The organism is Mucilaginibacter pallidiroseus (assembly GCF_007846085.1).
GTDB classification, from domain to species: Bacteria; Bacteroidota; Bacteroidia; order Sphingobacteriales; family Sphingobacteriaceae; genus Mucilaginibacter; species Mucilaginibacter pallidiroseus.
The window spans coordinates 307,538-329,035 of the sequence record NZ_VOEJ01000004.1 but is presented as its reverse complement, the minus strand read 5'-3'; the positions used below and the strand labels follow the sequence as shown (position 1 = coordinate 329,035).

The window sequence follows — 21,498 nt, the reverse complement described above, 5'->3', positions numbered from 1 at the left end:
GCTCATGAAACGCCTTGCCTTAACCTTTGTTGCCCTGTTTGTAATTGTTACGTCGGGCTTGTCATGGGGTTTCTTTGCCCATTACCGCATACACAGGTTGGCTGTATTTACGCTGCCCAAAGGGATGGCAGGTTTTTATCGGGCTAACATTCAATTTATTACCGAACACGCTGTTAGTGCCGATAAAAAACGTTATGTGGACAGCACCGAAGCACCGCACCACTTTTTTGATGCCGACCGCTACGGCAAGCAGCCTTTTAAGGCAATGCCCAAGCATTGGATTGACGCCGCTGCAAAATACAGCAGCGACACGCTAAACAAATATGGCACCGTTCCGTGGGCAATAACATCGCACTACTACTGGCTGGTAAAAGCATTTAAGGCGCATGATACTACAAGCATCCTTATTACATCGGCCAATTTGGGACACTATATATCCGACGCCTATACACCATTGCACCTAACACAAAACTATGACGGACAGCTAACGGGCCAAACAGGCATACATGGCCTTTGGGAAAGCCGCCTGCCCGAGCTTTTTGCAAACGGCTACAATTACGATATTGGCAAAGCGCGATACATCAGCAACCCGCTGGCCGAGGCGTTCAGGATATGCAGGTCATCATACGCCAGTGTCGATTCGGTTTTAAGATTGGAACGGCAATTGGATAAAAGTTTCCCTCCATTAAAGAAATACACCATTGAAAAACGCGGAAACCGGAAGGTTAAAGTTTACTCGGTAGCATACAGTCGGGCATATCACAAGCTTTTAAATGGCATGGTACAAAGGCGCATGCGTTCGTCAATCCTGAGCGTAGGGAGCTTTTGGTTCTCGGCATGGGTAGATGCAGGGCAGCCAAGCCTTGATAAATTAATAGCCACACCGCTTACAAAAGCGCAGCTTGCAAAACTCAACTATGAGGAGCAATTGTATCGTTCGGGTAGGGTGTATATTGAACCGGTACCTAATCGTTAACCCTCTACCGGCCCCTTTTTACCCATACGGCTTTTTATAAAAGCAAATATTGGCGGCAATACAGATATCAGCACGATGATGAGGGCAACCAACGAAAAGTTCTTTTTAAAGAAAGGCACATTACCAAACAGGTAACCACCGTAAAGGAATATTACTATCCACAACAATCCGCCTACAATATTATATAAGCTGTAACGGGCAAAAGGCATACGCCCTACCCCTGCCACAAAAGGAGCAATGGTACGAATGATAGGTACAAAACGACTAAATATTACGGCCTTGCCGCCATGCTTATCGAAAAAAGCCTTGGTTTGCAAATAGTAGCTTAGCTTTAATATCTTATTTTCTTCTTTAAATACTTTGGGGCCAAGATAGCTGCCCAATAAATAATTTACGGTATTGCCTGCAAAAGCCGATATAATAAGAATTATACATAACAAGTTTACGTCAAGGCCGGATGCGCCCCCGGCAATAAGGGCACCGGCTGCAAATAACAATGAATCGCCCGGTAAGAAAGGTGTTACCACAAAACCGGTTTCGGCAAATATGATCACAAACAGGATAAGATAGGTCCAACCCTGGTACTGGCTGGTAATATCGGCCAGGTGTTTATCAATGTGTAATATAAAGTCGATAAGGTTATGCAGAATTTCCAAAGCGTGGCGTGTTTTATTTGCGTAAAGGTAATAACATAAAGCTAAAACAGCTATGTTATCTTATAATGTCGGGGATGGTGTTGAGTACAAAGTTGGCGTTAAACGCAGCACTATCATTACTTGGGCGGCCCAGCAGCCCGTATGTATATATGGTATAAAGGCGGCCATCGAGTATGCTGAAGTTTGTAAGGGTTTTGACAGGCGACGCTGGTGCTGATGTGGCGCTGATATCAATAGTGTAATTGCCGTTTGTAACTTCGATATACTTAGTTACCGTTTTGTAAGGCACATTTGCAAAAGCCAATGTGTCATTAGCGTATAAATTAAGCGCGAGTGCATTTTGCGACAGGTTCACAAACCTTATTTTACCCCGCCCACTGGTGGGTACTGACGATGAATCGACCGTGATTACATAATCGAGTGAGGCATCAGTACGCGACCCTGTTAAGAACCAAGTGTACCTGACATTTTTTTGCAGCCTGCGTTGCAATTCCAGGTAGTTTACCTGCGGCACGTTTGCGGCCACAATTGGGCGTATTTGCAAAAGCGTATCGGCAATATTCAGCAAAAAGTAGCCCGAAGCTGTGGGGTAATTATAAGTTGCAGTGCTAACCCTGTTTGTATTGGCGTACAAGTTAACCGTACCAATACCCTGGCTTAGGTTTATAATGTTTAGGTAGGCATTATCTGTAGATAGCGTTGCACCATTTTTTGAACAGGCGCTTATGGCAGGTATAAGCATGCCGCCTGCTATACAATAAAACAGGTAAAGTAAAATTTTGCTCTTGTTACTGTTCATTTATTGGTTAATTACTAAGCCTGTTGCAAACGCATTATTACCGGCACTGCCCGGTGTGCCTTTGCTAAATAAAGTATAAACGCGGCTGTTGTTTAAAACCCGTATTTCGTCTGATAACAATGCACCCGTTCCGCTCTTGTAAATGCGTACACGTTTATTTCCCGGATTTACAGGTAAAAATACCGAGACAGATTTAAAGGCTCTCACTTTAAAGTTAACCGTGTCGCCAACCAGCACATCAAGGTTGCCCGCCTGCGGCGAGGTATTTACAAAACGTACCCGTGGACGATTTAGGTTGTCTGGAACTGCAGGGGCAAGCGTATCGGCAGTTAAAATGGTACTCTCTGCCGATTGCCCGGTGACGAACAGTGAGTACACACGGCCCGAATCAAGCGCAAGCGGCAGGCTGAATAAAGCAGCAGCATTACGGAATTTTTTGAATTGATAATTGTTTTCGCCTACGGCAGAAAGAATATAGCCGGATGTACCCAATGGATAAAGGCTTGATGTATTGTTTATCCTTGTTCCGTTCAAATAATAATTCAGCGTATCATTAGTTGCGTTAATAACATTCAGCCTGGCCCCTGTAGGAATGGTAACTAGCGAGTCGTCGCCATCTTTTTTGCAAGAGGCCAGCACCGCTATTACAAGCAACGAAAGAAACAAAGTGGATCTGTTTAACATATTTTATGGGCAGATGCTATATAACTGTGCAATTATAAGATTTGTTATCCGGGGGCACAAAAAAAGTCCGGCGCAAGTGCCGGACTTTTTTTGTGTTGACATTAGTTAGTTGTTATCAGTTAATGGTTTTAATAATGGCAAAAACAATCACTGCTCAACCACTCACCAATAACTAATCTCTAACCTACGCATAACTATTTAGCATAACCGGCATTACCAGCATCAATACGTCTTCGTTTTCGTCGCCGCCTTGTGGCAGTAATAAACCTGCACGGTTAGGAGTCGACATTTCTAACGATACCTCTTCGCAACTCAGGTTTTTAAGCATTTCTATCAGGAAACGTGCATTGAAACCAATTTCCAGGTCCTCGCCTTCGTACTGGCAGCTTAAACGCTCATGCGCCTCGTTGGCAAAGTCAATATCCTCTGATGATATATTCAGTTCGCTGCCGCTTATTTTCAACCTTACCTGGTGAGTGGTTTTGTTGGCATAAATAGCCACACGGTTAAGCGAGCCAAGGAACGATAAACGATCAATAGCCAGTTTGTTAGGATTCTCTTTAGGTATTACCGCTTCGTAATCAGGGTAGCGTTCGTCAATTAAACGGCAAACAAGATTAATGTTGCCAAATTTAAAAAATGCGCTTGTGTTGTTGTATTCTACAGACACGTTTACATCATCAGACGGCAGGGCCGACTTTAACAACGTAAGTGCCTTTTTAGGCAGGATGAAAGCCGTGGTGCTATCAGCCTTTGCATCCAGGCGACGGTAACGTACCAACTTGTGCGCATCAGTTGCTACAAATGTTAAGTGCTGGCTGCTTAGCTGGCAATAAACACCTGTCATGGCAGGGCGCAACTCATCGTTACTTACCGCAAATATAGTTTTGGTGATGGCCTCGCCCAATACAGATGCAGGCAAGTTTACTGATGACGCGTTTTCCACAACCGGGATCTTGGGGAAGTCCTCGCCGTTTTCGCCGCTCAATTTATATTTACCATCTCCGGCGCTTATTTCAATGGCAAAGGTTTTATCATCAACCGAAAAAGCAACAGGCTGCTCCGGTAGTGATTTTAAGGTATCTAATAATATGCGCGAAGGGATAGCTATACGGCCATTTTCTTTTGCTTCAACCGCCAGCGATGTGGTCATGCTGGTTTGCAAATCGGTAGCAGAAATAGTTAAGTTCCCCTCTTTTATCTCGAACAAAAAGTTTTCCAGTATGGGCAAAACAGTGCTGTTGCTCAACGCACCGCTTACAGATTGCAGTTGCTTTAGCAATGTTGATGTGGAAACTATAAATCTCATAGTAATAATTAACGTTTATCTACCAAAAGTATAAAATTTAGCGGGCATACTTTCGCCTGCGCATATAATGTTGAAAAATAGCAAATATTAACACAATTGCAATTGGCACAACCGTATTTATAAGCTGCCACATCAGCTTTTCCTGGCGTATACGGGCACGGTCCAGCAGGCGTATTTTTATCTCTTTTGATCGCAGTGAAATTAGCCCCGAGTCGTCGGTCATGTAATCGGCAATGTTGAGCAGCAGGTTCTTGTTGCCGTAGGTTTGGCGACTATATCTATCGTATCCCAAAGGATAAGGCGAGTTATCTGTACCTACCTGGTTGCGCAAAATATCGCCATCGCTCAACACAATCATTTTGGCAGGCTTGCTTTGCTGTATGGTTTGGGTGTTTTGTTCTATCCCTTCTGGCACGGGCCTGTTACGGAATGCTGATGTAAACTGCCCTTCCAGCAACACACCGGTAATTTTGGGCGTGCTTTGAAACTCTTTAGGATCGGGCTCCTGCTGCAACGCCTGTAACGAAAGCATGTGCGGTGCCTTTAAACTCTTGTTAAAAGGCGACGAAGCCAGTAATACTGTTTTATTTACACCTCGCGTATCCAGCACATCAATTGTATTGGCAAACTGGCTTATGATACCATCCAGGTTTCTTACCACGGGGTGCGTTGAAGTTGGCAGATACACAGGGTAAAACAGCCACCTTAACAACTGTATTTGCGGCTGCCCACCTACATCGCCAGTGGTAACAGGTATTTCACCGCAATTAAGGTCGGCAATCAGGTCGTAGTTTATGCGTATACCGTAGCTAAACAACTGGTCGTCCAGGTTTAGCTGCTTGGGGAAAGCCAATTGTTGGTTGCCCTTGCCGCGCAGGCTGTCCATTTCGGCGTTTACCTGGTCAATGGCCCAAAGTATGCGCCCGCCGCGCATCAGGTATTGGTCTATTTTAAACTTTTGTACCTCTGTAAAAGCCTTGTCGGGCTTTGGTATTATAAGCAGGCTTACCTTTTGCAGGCTATCCGCCGCAATGGTGTTTAAATCAACCCGGCCTACCAGGAAGCCGTCACTTAAAGATTGCATTGCATCGTTCAGCTGCAGATCTGTAAGTTCGCCATGCCCTTCGGTAAAGCCTATACGCTGCTTGCCACCGCTTACCAATTTTTTTATGGTTGACGTAAAGGCATACTCCAGGTTTTGAATAGAATTATTGAGTACTTCATCGGGCGAGAGGCCCATTGAACTTTGCGTTTGCAATAATTTAACCGGTATGCTTCTGCCGCCGTAGGTTACCAATGCAAAAGGGAAGATCACCTTTTGTGATACACCATCATCCGTTTTTACGCTCAGGCTTTGCCCCTCAATACCCTTTGCTGCAAGATTTTCATAGGCGGCTTTCTGCTCATCTTGCGAAATATCTTTCAAGGGATCTGTAAACTGGTAGCTCATGTGCCCGTTGCTGTAGGCTTGCAAATCGCTGAGCATATCACGCACAGATGTCTGCAGGCGTTTCATCCCACCCGGAAAATTATCACCTTCCAAATAAATCACCACGTTTACCGGTTCACTAACACTATCTAATAACTTACGGCTGATGGGTGATATGGTAAAGCGTTTCTCCTTGGTAAAATCGAAGCGGGTAAAGAATTTATTTGAGAATACTGTTAAAATACTTACCGAAAAAATGATACCCAATACGCTTAAAAAAACGGTATTAATAAACTTTCGGCCGGTTTGCTTATGTAGCGATAACAGCGTAAGCCATAAAAATAATGCGGCCAGCATCAGGAAGTAGATCAGGTCGCGCGTATCTAAAACACCACGGCTCACCGACTCGTAGTGCTCTACAATGCCCAGGCTGCCCAGTCCGATATTTTGTAAGGATAGCAAACCGCCTAATGAGCCGAACCCACTATAAAAGAAGAAGCACAAAAATACGGCTATGGTAAATGATATTACCTGGTTCTTGGTTACCGATGAAGCAAATAGTCCTATTGCCGTAAATACAGCGCCCAATAAAAACAAGCCGATATATGAACCAATTACGGCACCTGTATCGATATTACCCTGCGGTGCGCCCAACAGGTAAACAGAAATGTAGTAAATAATTGTAGGCAATAACGCAAATAGCACAATGAGTACCCCTGCCAGGTATTTACCCATCACAATTTGAAAAGCGGTGAGCGGGCGGGTAAGCAACAACTCGAAAGTGCCCTCGCGGCGTTCTTCGGCAAGAGTGCGCATGGTTATGGCAGGCACCAAAAACATAAAAAGATAAGGCGCAGTGCTAAATAAACTTTCCAGGCCGGCGTAACCGTATGCCAGGATACTGGTATCAGGGAAAACCCAAAGTAGCAAACCAAGTACCAGTAAAAACACAACAATGGTAACATATGCCACCATTGAGCTTAAATAGGTTGTTATTTCTTTTTTAAGGATAGACAGCACAGTATATTCAGCTATTAGGAAGCAGTAAAGTTACAAACTTATGCGCTTTTAAATAATGCCCTTTTAAAAAGCGCACCGGCGGAGTTTTAAGAAATATCGGTGTGTTAATAAGACGAGGTCATAAATCATAGTGGGTACTGCTAATCAAGCGGACCCGACCTTTCAAAACAAAAAAGGCCCCTTGAACAGGGGCCTTTGATTACATTAACGGTTCAAATTAAAACCTGTATGCAAGTCTTAAAGCTAAAACGCCATCGTTTGCTCCGTCACTTGAATAGCCCTGGTATTTTAAACCTGCTTCAAAGCCACTGGTAAAAGTATAACCTATTCCAGGAGCGTATACAAAAGAGGTACTACCTCCTTCTTCAGTTGAAAAACCTGCACCAACTTGAGCTTCTGCAAAAAAGCCTTGATCAAAATAAGTTTTTACACCCACCTTAACCGGTATTATACCAACACCTGATTTATCAATACCTACAGAATTGAGGGCATCTTTAAGATCACTTTTAATAAAAAAGCGTTGATAATCGGCACTAAAGGTTATAAAAGTTGATGAAGCAACGGGTAGTTCATATTTAACCGAAGCACCAAGTGCAAACGAATAAACGGACTTTAGATTACCAAGAGGTAACGCTGGTTCTAAACCAATGTTCCATTTGCCTGTACGTGAACCAGATTGTGCGAATGCACCCATTGAGAAACCGCATATTACGGTTAATAAAAGTAGTACTCTTTTCATTTTTAATTGTATAAGTTTAAGTGTTTCGCCACGGTTGTATGACGAATTGTTGTAATAGACTCGCATTGTTACAAAACGTTACATTTTTTTCAAAAAAAAAGCCCGACAGTAACTGCCGGGCCTTAATATCAATAAGATAATGCTTAGAAATTGACTGCAACACGCAGGCCCAACTGACCAAGCGTGCCGTTGTTTGACCAAGCCTCGTAACGTAAGCCTGCTTCTATGCCACCTGCAAAGGTATAACCAACACCAGGTGCATAAACGAATGATGTACCTGCACCATCGTTAGTACCAAAAGCAGCACCCAACTGGCCTTCAATAAAGAAACGCTGATCTGCATAGTATTTTAACCCTGCTTTCAACGGTATAGCACCGTATGATTTTGTAAATCTGTTTTTGAAACGGTCTTTCAACATAAAGGCATTATAACCTGCAGAAACGTTGAAGAATGTAGACTGCGCTACAGGGATATCATACTTTAATGAGGCACCAAGCACAGTGCTGTAAAAATCAGATGCGTCGCCAACCGGAAGGCCAACTTCTGCACCAATGCTCCAAATTCCTTTTGAAGCTCTGCGAGACTGTGCGTGAGAACTGATCGACAAGCCGCTGATAACGGCTAAAAGAAGTAATACTTTTTTCATGATTTTAATAAATAAATAAGCAAATGCATTTTCTGCATCTACAGACAACCATCTATTAAAAAGGTTTTTGAAAAAATATTAATTATTGGTTGGTAAGCTTGATGAATATTTCTTCCAAAGACTGGTTATTATTCTGCTGTTTGAGAGCGCCAAGCGTGTCATTAGCTACAATATTGCCTTTGTTGATGATCACCACGTTGTTGCAAACGGCTTCAACCTCCTGCATAATATGGGTAGATAGCACAACTGTCTTTTTTTTACCAAGTTCGGTTATCAGCTGCCTTATACCTATTAATTGATTCGGATCGAGGCCCGATGTAGGCTCATCCAGTATAAGTACCTGCGGATCGTGCAGTATTGCCTGCGCCAATCCTAGACGCTGTCGGTATCCTTTAGATAGTTCGTTGATCTGCTTATGCTGTTCGGGGCCAAGGCCGGTAAGCTCAATAACTTCGGCAATGCGTTTGGCCGGCTGGTGCAGGCCGTGTATGCCGGCCACAAAAGCAAGCGCCTCCTTTACATACATATCTGTATATAAAGGGTTGCTCTCGGGCAGGTAACCAATATTGCGTTTTACATCAAGCGGGTGTGTGCCAATGTCAAAACCGCAAACGGTGGCGGTGCCATCAGTTGGCGGAATAAAGCAGGTAAGCATTTTCATTGTGGTACTTTTACCGGCACCGTTTGGGCCCAAAAAACCTAACACGCCCTTGCCTGCCTCAAAACTGATGTTATCAACGGCTATTTGCTGCCCGTAAACCTTGGTTAATGCCGCTACCTTAATACTCATAAGGCGTAAAGTTATAGGTTAAATGCGAGATTTAGGAAATGAGATATGTGATCATATGAAAATGATCTCTCTTTGCCTACCAATAATATCTTGTCATTCTGAACGCAGCGAAGAATCTGTTATAAACAATGCATTTCTCAAACATAGCAGCTATGAGATCCTTCGTGACTCAGGATGAAAAATGTTAAAACTGATCTCAGAACCTTTTTGCATTGTGCTTTAAGCTTTAAGCGCTAAAAATATATCTTTGCCCTATTATGAGCACTCAAACCGACGATTTATTTAAAAATGTAATATCGCACGCCAAGGAATACGGTTTTGTATTTCAAAGCAGCGAGATATATGACGGCCTTAGCGCCGTGTACGACTACGGCCAAAACGGCTCGGAGTTGAAGAACAACATCAAAACCTACTGGTGGAAAGCCATGGTGCAGATGAACGATAACATTGTCGGTATCGATTCGGCCATATTTATGCACCCAACCATCTGGAAAGCAAGCGGACACGTTGATGGCTTTAGCGACCCGATGATTGACAACAAGGACAGCAAAAAACGCTACCGTGCCGATCAGTTGCTTGAAGACCGTATTGCAAAACTTGACGAGGAAGGCAAAACCAGCGAAGCTGAAGAATTGCAGTTAGCAATGGACAACGCGCTTAAAGCGGAGGATTTACCTCGTCTGCGCGAGCTTATCATCGAACAAAGTATAAAATGCCCTATAAGCGGCACCGCCAACTGGACCGATGTGCGCCAGTTTAACCTGATGTTCAGCACGCAAGTTGGCGCCATCGCTGATGAGTCTGAAACTATTTATCTGCGCCCCGAAACTGCACAGGGTATATTTGTAAACTATTTGAACGTGCAAAAATCGGGCAGGATGAAAATTCCTTTCGGTATTGCGCAAATTGGTAAGGCTTTCCGTAACGAGGTTATTGCCCGCCAGTTTATTATCCGCATGCGCGAGTTTGAGCAAATGGAGATGCAGTTCTTCGTTCGCCCCGGCACACAGCGCGAATGGTTCGACAAGTGGAAAGCTACCCGCCTTAAATGGCACCTTGCCCTTGGCACTGCCGAAGAAAAATACCGCTATCATGAGCATACCAAACTCGCGCATTATGCCGATGCTGCTTATGATATCGAATTTAATTTCCCGTTTGGTTTTAAAGAAGTAGAGGGTATTCACAGCCGTACTGATTTTGATTTGAGCCAACACGAGAAATTCTCTCGTAAAAAAATGCAGTATTTTGACCCTGAGGTTGACCCTGAAACAGGCAAGCCTTACGGTAACTACATCCCATATGTTATAGAAACATCAATAGGTCTGGACAGGATGTTCCTGCTTACGCTGATTAACGCGTACGAGGAAGAAGACCTAAGCACCCAAGAAAAACAGGATAGCCGTACTGTGCTACGCCTACACCCATGCCTTGCCCCTGTTAAAGCGGCTATTTTCCCGCTCACCAAAAAAGATGGTTTACCTGAAAAAGCCCGTGAGATTATGGATGAGTTGAAACTCAACTTCAACCTGCAATACGAGGAGAAAGATGCTATTGGTAAACGCTACCGCCGCCAAGATGCCATTGGCACGCCTTTCTGTATCACGGTTGATCACCAGACCCTTGAAGACAACACAGTCACCATACGCCATCGCGACAGCATGGCCCAGGAACGCGTTGCCGCTGCCGACCTTGACCGTATTATAGGCGACCTGGTTAGCTGGAAAAATGTATTGTAAAATATTGTTAAGCAACATTGCAAAAGCGCCTGATTTACAGGCGCTTTTTTTATTTGCATCTTGTAAACCATACTTAAAACAATTGCCGCCTTAAATACCTTAGTGTTTATATGAAAACACAACTACATGGGTATTAAAATAAAAGATCAGCCTTTTTACATGCAGAGCACTGTTGTACTTTTTGGGTTGATATTGCTGGTATATGTACTGGCAACACTCGCAGATATTATGGTACCATTGGCGTTTGCGGCGTTTTTGGCGGTATTGCTTAACCCGCTTTGCAACCGCCTGCAGCAGCACAAAGTACCTAAGATATTATCCATTATTATAGCTATGGCTATAATGATATTATTTGTAGCCACCGTATTTTATTTTCTTTCCACTCAAATCATCCAATTCGGCGATTCGCTGCCTATGCTTAAGCAAAAGCTTGGTGATATCACCATAAACCTTAAAGGCTGGATCCAGCAAACCTTCGGGGTAGCTATTACAAAGCAGGACCAAATGGTGCACGATGCTTTAGACAACAGTCAGGCTATGGTGGGCCGTACCGTAAACAGCGTTTTAAGTACATTATCGGTAGTTTTTCTGCTGCCTGTCTATATCTTTTTAATGCTGTACTACAAAACACTTATCCTCAACTTTCTTTTTGAGGTATTTGCAGAAGAAAACTCCAAAAAGGTAAGTGATGTGCTGGGCGAAACTAAGAGTGCCATACAAAGCTACATTGTAGGCCTGCTTATCGAAATGATTATTGTAGCCGTCATGAATTCAATTGCGCTTTTATTACTTGGTGTTAAATACGCCATACTAATAGGTAGTATTGGCGCCATACTTAATCTTATACCCTACCTGGGCGGTATTATTGCCATTGCGTTGCCGGTGCTTATGGCTACCGTTACTAAAGATGGTTACTCCACTCAGTTAGGCGTGGTTATCGCCTACATCGTCATCCAGTTTATTGATAACAATATCCTGGTGCCGCGCATTGTATCATCAAAAGTGCAGATAAACGCGTTGATGTCTATCATCGTTGTGCTGCTTGGCAACCAGCTTTGGGGCGTATCGGGCATGTTTTTATCCATCCCATTTGTGGCGGTTATTAAAATCGTTTTTGATCGCATAGACGACCTTAAGCCCTGGGGCAAATTACTTGGCGACAACGTGCCCACCCACCATATGGGCGAAATGTGGCGCAACCGCAACAAACGTAAAGCCGTACTGCCAACGCATGAGCAGAAGAAGGTTGATTAGGTCATTGGGGCCGATTTTGCATCGATAAGTCTTTGTTTTATTTTGACACAAAAAAAAGCCGGATCCCACTACGCAAAGCATAACAGAATCCGGCTTTAATCTAGGGACCATGGACTATATTCTATTCTATGATCTATGAACCATTGACCATGATCTATCTACTATAAACTAATTCTTAACCGGTGAGTCGCCTTTGTTGAGGCCGTTTGTAAATAGCACCGGGTTTACCTTTTTGGTATCGCCTTGGTATACCCAAACAATATTGCCAATGTATTTACGGAAGGCATCGCTAACCTGCTCGGGTGTCAATTTCTTAACATCTTCGGCAAGGGTTAATGAGCGTTTCCAGTTATTGTGAAGCACCTGGTTTGACACTATTGATGAGGCCTGTGCGCTATTGGTTTCGTTTTTATAGTAAAACCCCGTTAGGTAAGTAACTTTCATATTGGCAACATCTGCCGCGCTAAAGCCTTGCGTTTTTATCCTATCAACCAGTTTATCAAACACGGCAATGTATTTATTAGGATCGGTAGTTGAAACCGAAAACCTTGCTGCAGATGTAGACCCTACGCTGAACCATGATTGCGGCGCATACGACAAGCCGTTATTTGTGCGTACGTCAAGAAAGTGCTTATCGGCAAAAATACGCATAGCAACGTTAAAGGCATCAAAATCCGGCGTACCAGGAGCCGGACCGCTAGTTATGCCTTCTACATAATTGGTAGCCAACTCACGATTCTCGGACGAGAACGTGTTTTTGTACACCCTGAAAAACGACTTCTTCATTTCGAAAGGCGTGCCTTGCTTAATATTAGCAAGCAAGCCCTTTACTTTAGCTTCAATGGTTTCTTTGTCAAGATCAGCCACTACCACAATCAGCATACGTGAGCGGGTAAGTACCGATTGGTAGTAAGCCTTGGTTTCGGCAGCGGTTAGTTTTGCTATGATTTCCGGCGTGCCTTCAGGATCCTTTGCATAATCGCGGCCTGCAAAAGCTATTTTGTCGGCATATTTGTCAATTGCTACATCGGGGTTCGAGTCGCTGGCTTTTAAGTTGGTAACAGCGTCTTGTTTAATGCGCTCAAACTCCTTTGCATCAAACGCCGGGATGGTTACCGCTTCAACATATAAAGGCCATGCGGTATCAAAATCGCTTTTAATACAATTTAGCTTAATAACCGAATAGTTTTTGTTGGTAATCCCATAAACAGAGGCGCTGATTTTTTCGAGTTGATTTTTAAAGGCGTTCTTATCGTGCTTTAATGTACCGCATTCGGTAAGTGCGGTCATGGCCATAGATTCGATACCCATTTTGGTAGCAGGGTAGTTGGCAACCCCTCCTTTTATAACGGCTTGTATCTCTACAATATCGTTACCACTTGGTTGCACAATTACCTTAACCCCATCAACCGTTGTTTCATAGGCTTTTTGTTGGGCAAATGCAGGGCTAATAAAACCCGTTGCAGCAGCCATAAACATTACATATATATATTTTTTCATGTTGCTCTGTCTTGATTTATTTAACCACAAAAAATGATGCTGCATTTACCTGTTTACTCATCTCGGGCGTTAATATCATACCTGCCACCATTGGCTTACCTACAATGTAGGTTTTAAGATATTTAGCAATATCTGCGCGGGTCACTTTTTGGTAGTTGTCGGTAAGGTCGGTATAGTAATCTAACGATGTACTGCACCATTGAAAACTCAGTTGCGATGGCAGCGACGATGGTTTTTCCATTTGGCGGCTATGCTCACGCAGTAATATAGCTTTCGCATCGGCAAGTTGCTCATCGGTAAAGTAAGCCGGGTTACCCCATTGCTTAATCTGGTTAAGCACTTCCTCGTGGCACTCCTTTAGCTTATTGGGATTAGGCACTACAAATATGCTGATGTCGCCCGTGTAGTGGCTTGTGGTGTAACTAAGGCTTGCTGATGATGCCAACCCTTTATCAACCAGCGCCTGCTGAAATTTTGAAGAGTTTAAACTTACGATGTATGAAAACACATCGGCAGCCACCGTTGAGGCCGAATCTCTTGTGTAGGCAGGCCCTTGCCAGGCGTACATCATAAACGGTGTCCTGGCAATGCTCATTTCCTTCACAAAAACTTCGTTTTTGGTGAGTGGTGCAAAATCAGGTATAGGGTATTTTACATGCGGGTCGAAACCGCTGTTTGGCCAGTCGCCAAAAATGTTTTCCGCTTTTTTAAAGCCGTCCTCATGTTTTATATCGCCGCAAATAATAAGCAGGCTATTGTTAGGGTGATAATATTTACCCTTGATGATCATCATTTTTTCGGGTGTGGCGGTATTGATCACTTCGTGAATACCGATTGGCATTTTGCGGGTTATTAAATCACCCCAAAGCCTTTTGCTGGCCTCGTAATACAATTGAAAACCCGGGCTGCTTTCGTTACGCTGAAATTCACCGTCAACCACAGGGCGCTCCTTTTTCATATCTTCCTCTTTGTATATCGGGAAGCGGATAGAAGCATTCATCAATTTTAGCCCGGCATCAAGGCTATCCTTACCAACTGTAAAATAATAGTTTACGCGCTCGTTGCCGGTGGTGCCGTTCCAGATCGCGCCAAGTTCCTGCGTGCGTTTCAAAAACTTTTCCTGGTCGGGATAGTCTTTATTAGCCTTGAAAAACATGTGTTCGAAAAGGTGCGATAGGCCACTGTACTCGCGGCCTTCGGTATAAGCACCGTTTTTAACAGCAACCTCAATGGTAGTAAGCGGAACTTTGGTGTTCTCGATAACAACTACCTCTAGCCCGTTGGGAAGTTTTTTCCAAAAATAACCTTGCGGTAACCTTGGCTGGGCAAGTGCACTCAGGGAGCATAAAACGCCGGCTGCACCCAATGTTAATAGTTTAATAAGTTTCGGGGTCATATTTATGGTTTAAGTAATAAACTGCATAAATATATCGCTATAATTAAACAATAACAAAAACCCTTTACTTATACTGCAGGGTTACTTTTTTTCCTGATACGTTTTCTAAAAATGGCTTAAATATAAGTGCCGCATTTTGCTGCGCCTTGCCTAAAATATCCTGCTCTTTTGCGCCTGCAAGCATTTTCTGTTCGGCAATTTTATAAACGTCTTCCACCATTTGCTTGGACTTATCGGCAAACCAAACGCCCGATACGTCATACACTTTTGACTTACCATGATCAAGTTTTACGTAACATATCTCGGGTTTGGGCAGGGTAACCACAACGCTGTCTTTGCCCTGCTGCACAATGTCGTCCTTGCGCACCTTTGTTAGGTCGATACAGGCTGTAACCTCGCCAACGGCAACAAACAAAACGCGCGAGTCGGGAATGATCATGTGCAATTCTTTCTTCTCTACCACATCCTTCATGGAGTATTTTACCAGCTCAAGCTTACCCATTGATACAATGCGCGATATCATCACATCATCATTGACCTCAGTGCGGGTTGTGGTAAATTCATGCTTGATATAAAAGAACAGGAACACCAAAAAACCTGCAATTACCAAGGTAACCACAAGTGTGGCAGATATACGATTAAGGAAGCGATTGCCCATATTTATTTAATCAGGTAGCTAAAAACAACAAAGCGATGGTTTTGGGCCATCGCTTTGTTAAACAATTATTTAGCGATATTATTATGCATAAGTAACATTTAAGGTAATAGGCACGCTAAGTGCTTTAGATACAATGCAGCCTGCTTTTGCACCTTCGGCCACTTCTTTAAATTTAGCCTCATCAACACCATCAATAGCTGATGCTTTAAGCTCCAGGTGAATACCTTTAATCTCTAACGCCTGCATATCCAAATCAAGGATAGCATCGGTAGTTAAATCACCAGGGGTAAAACCGGCCTGTGTTAAAGCCGCTCCAACGGCCATGGTAAAGCAGCCTGCATGTGCAGCAGCAATAAGCTCTTCCGGATTGGTGCCAATGCCATCGGCAAAGCGGGTTTTAAATGAATATTGTGTGTTGTTAAGAATAGTGCTTTGGGTAGTTATTTCGCCTTTACCGTCTTGTAAAGTACCATTCCAATGTGCATTTGCTGTACGTTTCATAAGTTTATTGTTTTGAGTTTATAACGAAAGTAATAATATGTTGTGTTGTAATAAAATAATACGTGTTAAGGAATAAATTAATTTATTCCGATTGCGTTTACTGCATGGGAAGACTTATATCTTACGATAGATTTTCATCACTTAGTCGCGCCATTTTGCACGTTCATACTGTACGGGCCATTTAATTTCATGGCCTACCTCATGAGCGGCACGCAACGGGAAATGTGGGTCGCGCAGCATTTCGCGGGCAAATAATACCATATCTGCCTGGCCCGACTCAATAATTTCATTGGCCTGCTGTGGTGTGGTTATCAAGCCAACCGCACCTGTTAACACCCCTGCTTCCTTTTTTACCGTCTCTGCAAAATCCACCTGGTAGCCTGGTTTAAGCGGAATGCGTACGCCGGGAACATTACCACCCGATGAGCAGTCAACCAGATCCACGCCATCGTCTTTTAAAACTTTGGCAAGCGCAACAGAATCTTCTATTGTCCAGCCGCCCTCGGTCCATTCTGTGGCAGATATGCGCACAAACAGCGGATACTCCTGCGGCCAAACCTCTTTAACGGCATCAACCACTTCAATTAAAAACCTGATGCGGTTCTCAAAAGATCCCCCATATTCATCAGTTCGGCGGTTACTTAGCGGCGATAAAAATTGCGATACCAGGTAACCATGCGCACCATGCACCTCGGCCACTTTAAAGCCCGCTGCAACAGCACGTAGGGCCGCGGCCTTGAAGTCGTTTATAATACGTGTGATTCCGGCCTTATCTAACTCGTGCGGCGGCAATTCATCCGGGCTGAAAGGCACAGCGCTGGCAGACACCGTTTCCCAGCCGTGCTTGTCTGCCGGCAATATTTGTTTGCTGCCGTTCCAAGGTTCGGTGTGGCTGGCTTTACGGCCTGCGTGTGCCAGCTGTATACCGGCTATGGCGCCTTGCTCCTCAATAAAGGTGGTGATCTCTTTTAACTTGGCAATATGTTCGTCTTTCCAAATACCGATATCTGCAAATGATATACGGCCATCTTCTGATACCGCGGCCGCTTCGGTAATTAAAAGCGCCGCGCCGCCTACAGCAAGGCTACCCAAATGCACCAGGTGCCAGTTGTTGGCAAACCCGTCGGCAGCAGAGTACTGGCACATAGGCGAAACTACTATCCGATTTTTAAACGTTAAACTTTTTATGGTTATAGGTGAAAATAGTTGAGACATAATAATGTTCTTTTAACAAATATCAATACTAACAGCAATTGTAAATACACGGTTTGGTAAAATAACCGCAACAAGGTTTAAATTACTTATAAATGAATATCGGCGGGCTTACAAGCTACTGTTGTTACAATGGCTTCGTTAAAAATAGTTTTAACTTTGCTATTTACTTAAGCAGATAGTTTGACTACATACGCATCGTTAATAATATTAAGCGGACTGGTGATATTTTCTTACCTGTTTGATTTGATTGCCGGTAAAACCAAAATACCGTCGGTGATATTACTGCTTTTTTTGGGCATCGGCATTCGCCTTACCAGCGATTATTTTGGCTGGCGTAACATCAACTTTCAGACTATTTTGCCTGCGCTGGGCACGCTTGGCCTTATCCTGATTGTTTTTGAAGGTGCCCTCGAGCTTAAATATAGCAGTGACAAAAACACGGTCATAAAAAAGTCGTTCCTATCGGCACTTACCATACTGCTTGTAACGGCTGCACTTATTACAGCCGCATTTTGTTATATAAGCGGCGAAAGCGTATACCGCTGTTTTATAAACGCTATACCTTTTTGCGTGGTAAGCTCGGCAATTGCCATACCCTCAGCATCAAGCCTGAGTAAGGAAAAGAAAGAATTTATTATTTATGAGTCATCCTTTTCGGATATACTTACGGTTGTGCTGTTCAATTTTATGCTTAGCAACAAGCAAATTAACATATCATCGTTTGCTAAGCTTGGTGCCGAGCTTGCGCTGATATTACTTGTAGCCATTGGCTCTTGCTTGCTTCTCCTCTACCTTATTGGGCGGCTTACCCATCATATAAAGTCATTCCTTATTATATCCATACTGATATTGGTTTACAGCATTGGCCAGTCGTTCCATTTGTCGTCGCTGATTATTGTGCTGGCCTTGGGGCTCTTCCTCAATAATGCCGAACAGATCCCGGGCAACTGGTTCAAAAAGATATTTATCTATCCATCTCTAAGCAAGGATATTAAACAACTGTTCCAGCTATCGGCCGAGAGTGCCTTTATTATGCGCACCTTCTTTTTTATTGTATTTGGCTATACTATGAATGTTTACCAACTGCAGGAAATTGCCGTATTGGTTAATGGCGGTCTGGTATTGCTTATTATTTACTTTGTGCGCTTTGTGTACCTGAAGGGTGTTTTAAAGGGAGTTATGATGCCCGAACTGGTAATTGTGCCACGAGGCCTTATCAGTGTATTGCTTTACTACAGCGTGCCTGCAGATATCAAGATCCACATGCTGGGTACAGGCTTATTATTTGTTGTAATATTAGGTACAAGTATTATCATGAGTCTCGGGTTATTCAGCACCAAGCGATCGTCCAGACAAGAATTTGAGAATGTATAGTAACCGTTAGCTAAAGCTAACGGCAATGAAATTTACAATCAATTTATCGTCGTTCCTTTTCAAATGCTTCATTGCCGTCCCTTGAAAGGGACGGAACACTATTCTATTTAAGAAACTAAGGCGTAGTTACCGCAACCGGTAAAATTTTACCATTAAAGAAGCGATGCCCGGTAAGTGCAAAATCGGCAATATATTTACCCATTTCAAATGCCATAACCGGCGACTCATAGCCAGGGAAGGCTTTCTCAAGCATTTCTGTTTGTGCCGAACCCAAGGCAAGGCAATTAACTTTAATACCCTTTTCGGCAAACTCCTGAGCCAGGCATTCGGTAAGCACATGTAGAGCAGCTTTGCTGGCCGAATAAGCCGACAGCCCGGCAAACTTTGCGCTCCCCTGAACGCCGCCCATACTGCCTATGTTTAAGATATGTGAGCCTTCGCCCATAAAGCCGGTCAGGCTTTGAATGATGCGCACATGGCCTATGTAGTTGCTTTGCAGCATTTCCACAAAATCGGCCTCATCAAGGTCCATAAACGGCTTATTAATTAAAACACCGGCATTGTTTACGAGGGCATCTATCTTACCATCAAAATTTGCCCTTATAAATTGCTGCAAGCCTTGGTAATCATCATGCACAATATCAAACGCAATGGCATACAGCTCGCATTCAGGATTAAGTCCTTTTGCAATTTCAAGTAACTTTGTTAATTTATCTTGGGAACGGGCTAAAGCAATTACCTTATGCTTGCCCGAAAGTATCAATTCTAAAACGGCCTCAAAACCAACGCCGCTGCTGGCGCCTGTAATAATAATATTCATAGTTCAAATTTTTCCTTTACGGAGTATCCTAGCAGGCAAAGCTAATAATTTTATTACACCACCAATTTCTCTTCAACCGGATGCTTAATCAAGTACAAGCCATCTGTTATCAGCTTTTTGTATTCGGGTTGGTTAGCTGCTTTATGTTCCAGGAACTGCCTTATTTCCGCGGCAAGATTTACTTCGGCATCTTCGTGTTCCAGTAGTTCAAGAATCTCCAAAGCGCATAGCCAATCGTCGTGATGGTAACGTTGCAACATCATCCATACATTGCCTAAAAAACCGAGGTCGCCACCTTTGTTGCGCCTGTTACGCACCTGCTGGTAAAGCTTGTGCAGCTCGAGTGTGCGGTAGTCATGCTGTGGATGATGGGTGGCCGTGTTTGAGCGATAGATTACCTCCAAAAAAGCATCCTTATCAGCCGCGCCGCCAAAAACAGAAACTATGCGCTCCCCTACCGCCATATCATAAGTGCCCCAGGCCGGGTTAAAAAGGGTTTCTCCCATGCCGTTAGTAACCGTACAATCGGTAAATGTGATCAGCTGTATCTTGCCGGCTTCGCCGCGAATCATCTCGACTTTACCAATAACCCGTGTGGCACCTTCAAAATCCAATGTTACCTGCTGCCCTTGTTTTATGCCTATGGCATTAAGTTCGTCAACAGTAAATTCTTCCAACGGCTTAGCCTTTCCCTTTAAACGCCCCACCGGCGAGCTGAAACCATCTTTATGATAGCTTTTGCCATGCCAGGCCAGTTGCTTATTACCAATTGCTAAAGCTGATGGTCCTGTGGTTTTTATATAAACCGGCAATCCTTTTTCGTCGGTTACCATATCAGTAAACGTACCTGACACCTGCAGGCCCGAGCTGTAAACAGCAGTGCAGGTGTTTTTACTTTCAATTGCCTTTTGCATCCCATAGGCACCACCCCGCCTAAAAGCCATATTATTGGCAAATTGCTCTAATACATCTATGAGATTTTGGAAGGTTGGAGTTACAAAAAGCTGGGGTTGAGTTTTGGTAATATCATAGCTGTAATTTAAGGCATCTATGGTGTAAGGGAGCTTTTTAACATTCGCTGTCATGCAGCTGGCACTCTCACCAATTGACGACAGCAACCCGGCGCCGTATATTTTAGGATCATCAAGCGTTCCTATTAAGCCGTACTCAACCGTCCACCAGTGCAGGCGGCTCAGTAGCGCCATTTCAGATGGCTCGCCCATATTTTCCTGCTGATTGGCCACTTGGGCTTCGGCTTGTTCAATGTCGGCAGCGTTTGCATCGGGCATTTCTTTGAGGATAGATAACCGGCGAATGGCCTCGTATAGCTCAAAATCTTGCGCGCTGAACATCGCCTTCGCCCCTATCGATCCAAAATAACTCAGGTACTCATGGTAATCTTTATCTGCAATGATGGGTGCATGCCCTGCCGACTCGTGGATAATATCGGGGGCTGGCGTGTATTCTATATGATTTAATTGGCGTATATCTGCTGCAATAACCAATACCCGGTGAGCCTGGTATTCCATGAAGGCTGCAGGTGGTATAAAGCCGTCAACCGTCACTGCACCCCAGCCAATTTTAGCCAGTGCAGTATTCATATCCTGCAGGTCGGGTATTTTTTCAATGGTTAGTCCGGCCTTTTGCAGGCCTGGTATGTATGGGTAGTAAGCTACATCCTTTAGGTAGCTGTAATTTTGCCGCATAACGTAGCGCCACACAGCATGATCTATGGGGGTGTAGTGCTCGTAGTGCTGGTTTACAATAAATTGTTTTAAATGACGGGGCAACGCCGCAACCTGCGGGTTATTAAAATCATTGAAAGCACTCATTTGGTTTTATTGGTTTATAACGGAACGGCAAATTAGTAATAATGGTTTGACACATGCAAATACGGGGATTTACAAGTAACAGGATCGACGCGGATAAAGTCAGTTTAACCAACGGTTGACGGATTGGTTGTTGGTAATTAAAATGCTTAATTTTGACATAACC

19 protein-coding genes are annotated in these 21,498 nt (G+C 43.7%); 4 read left to right on the top strand and 15 right to left on the bottom strand.

Annotated elements, in window-relative coordinates; genetic code table 11:
* The first annotated feature begins 4 nt into the window (after positions 1-4).
* Positions 5-976, top strand: coding sequence for a zinc dependent phospholipase C family protein (locus FPZ43_RS10750; protein WP_146381911.1), 972 nt, complete (start codon positions 5-7; stop codon positions 974-976).
* Here FPZ43_RS10750 and FPZ43_RS10745 read toward each other — a convergent pair.
* The 8 genes from FPZ43_RS10745 to FPZ43_RS10710 form a co-directional block, all read right to left on the bottom strand.
* The gene (locus FPZ43_RS10745) at positions 973-1,632 is read right to left on the bottom strand and encodes a DedA family protein (RefSeq protein WP_146381910.1); all 660 of its coding nucleotides are present in this window, start codon (positions 1,630-1,632) and stop codon (positions 973-975) included. The two genes, FPZ43_RS10750 and FPZ43_RS10745, sit on opposite strands and share 4 nt — an antisense overlap.
* A gap of 55 nt (positions 1,633-1,687) precedes the next feature.
* The gene (locus FPZ43_RS10740; RefSeq protein ID WP_146381909.1) at positions 1,688-2,431 is read right to left on the bottom strand and encodes a DUF4397 domain-containing protein; all 744 of its coding nucleotides are present in this window, start codon (positions 2,429-2,431) and stop codon (positions 1,688-1,690) included.
* Positions 2,432-3,115, bottom strand: coding sequence for a DUF4397 domain-containing protein (locus tag FPZ43_RS10735; protein ID WP_146381908.1), 684 nt, complete (start codon positions 3,113-3,115; stop codon positions 2,432-2,434).
* Positions 3,116-3,299: 184 nt separating this feature from the next.
* Positions 3,300-4,424: a DNA polymerase III subunit beta gene (gene dnaN, locus FPZ43_RS10730; RefSeq protein ID WP_146381907.1), complete on the bottom strand. Its 1,125-nt coding sequence runs from the start codon at positions 4,422-4,424 to the stop codon at positions 3,300-3,302.
* A gap of 37 nt (positions 4,425-4,461) precedes the next feature.
* Positions 4,462-6,873, bottom strand: a complete 2,412-nt coding sequence (gldG, locus tag FPZ43_RS10725) for a gliding motility-associated ABC transporter substrate-binding protein GldG (protein WP_146381906.1) — start codon at positions 6,871-6,873, stop codon at positions 4,462-4,464.
* Positions 6,874-7,090: 217 nt separating this feature from the next.
* A complete protein-coding gene (locus tag FPZ43_RS10720; protein ID WP_146381905.1) occupies positions 7,091-7,612 on the bottom strand; it encodes an outer membrane beta-barrel protein in 522 nt (173 codons plus the stop codon).
* Positions 7,613-7,755: 143 nt separating this feature from the next.
* Positions 7,756-8,259 (bottom strand): outer membrane beta-barrel protein, encoded by a 504-nt coding sequence (locus FPZ43_RS10715; protein WP_146381904.1) that lies wholly within the window; start codon positions 8,257-8,259, stop codon positions 7,756-7,758.
* 82 nt (positions 8,260-8,341) lie between these two features.
* Entirely contained in the window at positions 8,342-9,049 is a 708-nt protein-coding gene (locus FPZ43_RS10710) for an ATP-binding cassette domain-containing protein (RefSeq protein WP_146381903.1), read from the bottom strand.
* 257 nt (positions 9,050-9,306) lie between these two features.
* Here FPZ43_RS10710 and FPZ43_RS10705 point away from each other — a divergent pair, with 257 nt between their 5' ends.
* Entirely contained in the window at positions 9,307-10,785 is a 1,479-nt protein-coding gene (locus FPZ43_RS10705; RefSeq protein WP_146381902.1) for a glycine--tRNA ligase, read from the top strand.
* A gap of 126 nt (positions 10,786-10,911) precedes the next feature.
* Positions 10,912-12,039, top strand: a complete 1,128-nt coding sequence (locus FPZ43_RS10700) for an AI-2E family transporter (RefSeq protein ID WP_261381055.1) — start codon at positions 10,912-10,914, stop codon at positions 12,037-12,039.
* Positions 12,040-12,207: 168 nt separating this feature from the next.
* On the opposite strand, the gene FPZ43_RS10695 is transcribed toward FPZ43_RS10700, so the two are convergent.
* From FPZ43_RS10695 to FPZ43_RS10675, 5 genes are all read right to left on the bottom strand, one after another.
* Entirely contained in the window at positions 12,208-13,539 is a 1,332-nt protein-coding gene (locus FPZ43_RS10695) for a M16 family metallopeptidase (RefSeq protein ID WP_186461813.1), read from the bottom strand.
* A 16-nt stretch (positions 13,540-13,555) separates the two neighbouring features.
* The gene (locus FPZ43_RS10690) at positions 13,556-14,935 is read right to left on the bottom strand and encodes a M16 family metallopeptidase (RefSeq protein WP_146381900.1); all 1,380 of its coding nucleotides are present in this window, start codon (positions 14,933-14,935) and stop codon (positions 13,556-13,558) included.
* Between the two features lie 64 nt (positions 14,936-14,999).
* A complete protein-coding gene (locus tag FPZ43_RS10685; RefSeq protein WP_146381899.1) occupies positions 15,000-15,593 on the bottom strand; it encodes a DUF4230 domain-containing protein in 594 nt (197 codons plus the stop codon).
* Positions 15,594-15,674: 81 nt separating this feature from the next.
* Positions 15,675-16,094, bottom strand: coding sequence for an OsmC family protein (locus tag FPZ43_RS10680; protein ID WP_146381898.1), 420 nt, complete (start codon positions 16,092-16,094; stop codon positions 15,675-15,677).
* A gap of 141 nt (positions 16,095-16,235) precedes the next feature.
* Positions 16,236-17,309: an NADH:flavin oxidoreductase/NADH oxidase gene (locus FPZ43_RS10675; protein ID WP_146381897.1), complete on the bottom strand. Its 1,074-nt coding sequence runs from the start codon at positions 17,307-17,309 to the stop codon at positions 16,236-16,238.
* 180 nt (positions 17,310-17,489) lie between these two features.
* On the opposite strand from FPZ43_RS10675, the gene FPZ43_RS10670 reads away from it, so the two are divergent.
* Complete coding sequence (locus FPZ43_RS10670; RefSeq protein WP_146381896.1) at positions 17,490-18,683, top strand: cation:proton antiporter domain-containing protein; 1,194 nt, start codon at positions 17,490-17,492, stop codon at positions 18,681-18,683.
* A 115-nt stretch (positions 18,684-18,798) separates the two neighbouring features.
* On the opposite strand, the gene FPZ43_RS10665 is transcribed toward FPZ43_RS10670, so the two are convergent.
* Together FPZ43_RS10665 and FPZ43_RS10660 are read right to left on the bottom strand one after the other, a co-directional pair.
* Positions 18,799-19,503 carry an SDR family NAD(P)-dependent oxidoreductase gene (locus tag FPZ43_RS10665; protein ID WP_146381895.1) on the bottom strand — a complete coding sequence of 235 codons (705 nt, stop codon included), beginning with the start codon at positions 19,501-19,503 and terminating at the stop codon, positions 18,799-18,801.
* 53 nt (positions 19,504-19,556) lie between these two features.
* Positions 19,557-21,335, bottom strand: coding sequence for an aromatic amino acid hydroxylase (locus FPZ43_RS10660; RefSeq protein ID WP_146381894.1), 1,779 nt, complete (start codon positions 21,333-21,335; stop codon positions 19,557-19,559).
* Between the last annotated feature and the right edge of the window lie 163 nt (positions 21,336-21,498).

What these genes read in the sequence shown, in the direction of transcription:
- FPZ43_RS10740 (WP_146381909.1), bottom strand. Translation starts at nt 2,431, where the DNA reads ATGAACAGTAACAAGAGCAAAATTTTACTTTACCTGTTTTATTGTATA.
- FPZ43_RS10720 (WP_146381905.1), bottom strand. Translation starts at nt 7,612, where the DNA reads ATGAAAAGAGTACTACTTTTATTAACCGTAATATGCGGTTTCTCAATG.
- FPZ43_RS10690 (WP_146381900.1), bottom strand. Translation starts at nt 14,935, where the DNA reads ATGACCCCGAAACTTATTAAACTATTAACATTGGGTGCAGCCGGCGTT.
- FPZ43_RS10695 (WP_186461813.1), bottom strand. Translation starts at nt 13,539, where the DNA reads ATGAAAAAATATATATATGTAATGTTTATGGCTGCTGCAACGGGTTTT.
- FPZ43_RS10685 (WP_146381899.1), bottom strand. Translation starts at nt 15,593, where the DNA reads ATGGGCAATCGCTTCCTTAATCGTATATCTGCCACACTTGTGGTTACC.
- FPZ43_RS10665 (WP_146381895.1), bottom strand. Translation starts at nt 19,503, where the DNA reads ATGAATATTATTATTACAGGCGCCAGCAGCGGCGTTGGTTTTGAGGCC.
- FPZ43_RS10680 (WP_146381898.1), bottom strand. Translation starts at nt 16,094, where the DNA reads ATGAAACGTACAGCAAATGCACATTGGAATGGTACTTTACAAGACGGT.
- FPZ43_RS10700 (WP_261381055.1), top strand. Translation starts at nt 10,912, where the DNA reads ATGGGTATTAAAATAAAAGATCAGCCTTTTTACATGCAGAGCACTGTT.
- FPZ43_RS10715 (WP_146381904.1), bottom strand. Translation starts at nt 8,259, where the DNA reads ATGAAAAAAGTATTACTTCTTTTAGCCGTTATCAGCGGCTTGTCGATC.
- FPZ43_RS10675 (WP_146381897.1), bottom strand. Translation starts at nt 17,309, where the DNA reads ATGTCTCAACTATTTTCACCTATAACCATAAAAAGTTTAACGTTTAAA.
- FPZ43_RS10705 (WP_146381902.1), top strand. Translation starts at nt 9,307, where the DNA reads ATGAGCACTCAAACCGACGATTTATTTAAAAATGTAATATCGCACGCC.
- dnaN (WP_146381907.1), bottom strand. Translation starts at nt 4,424, where the DNA reads ATGAGATTTATAGTTTCCACATCAACATTGCTAAAGCAACTGCAATCT.
- FPZ43_RS10750 (WP_146381911.1), top strand. Translation starts at nt 5, where the DNA reads ATGAAACGCCTTGCCTTAACCTTTGTTGCCCTGTTTGTAATTGTTACG.
- FPZ43_RS10735 (WP_146381908.1), bottom strand. Translation starts at nt 3,115, where the DNA reads ATGTTAAACAGATCCACTTTGTTTCTTTCGTTGCTTGTAATAGCGGTG.
- FPZ43_RS10660 (WP_146381894.1), bottom strand. Translation starts at nt 21,335, where the DNA reads ATGAGTGCTTTCAATGATTTTAATAACCCGCAGGTTGCGGCGTTGCCC.
- FPZ43_RS10710 (WP_146381903.1), bottom strand. Translation starts at nt 9,049, where the DNA reads ATGAGTATTAAGGTAGCGGCATTAACCAAGGTTTACGGGCAGCAAATA.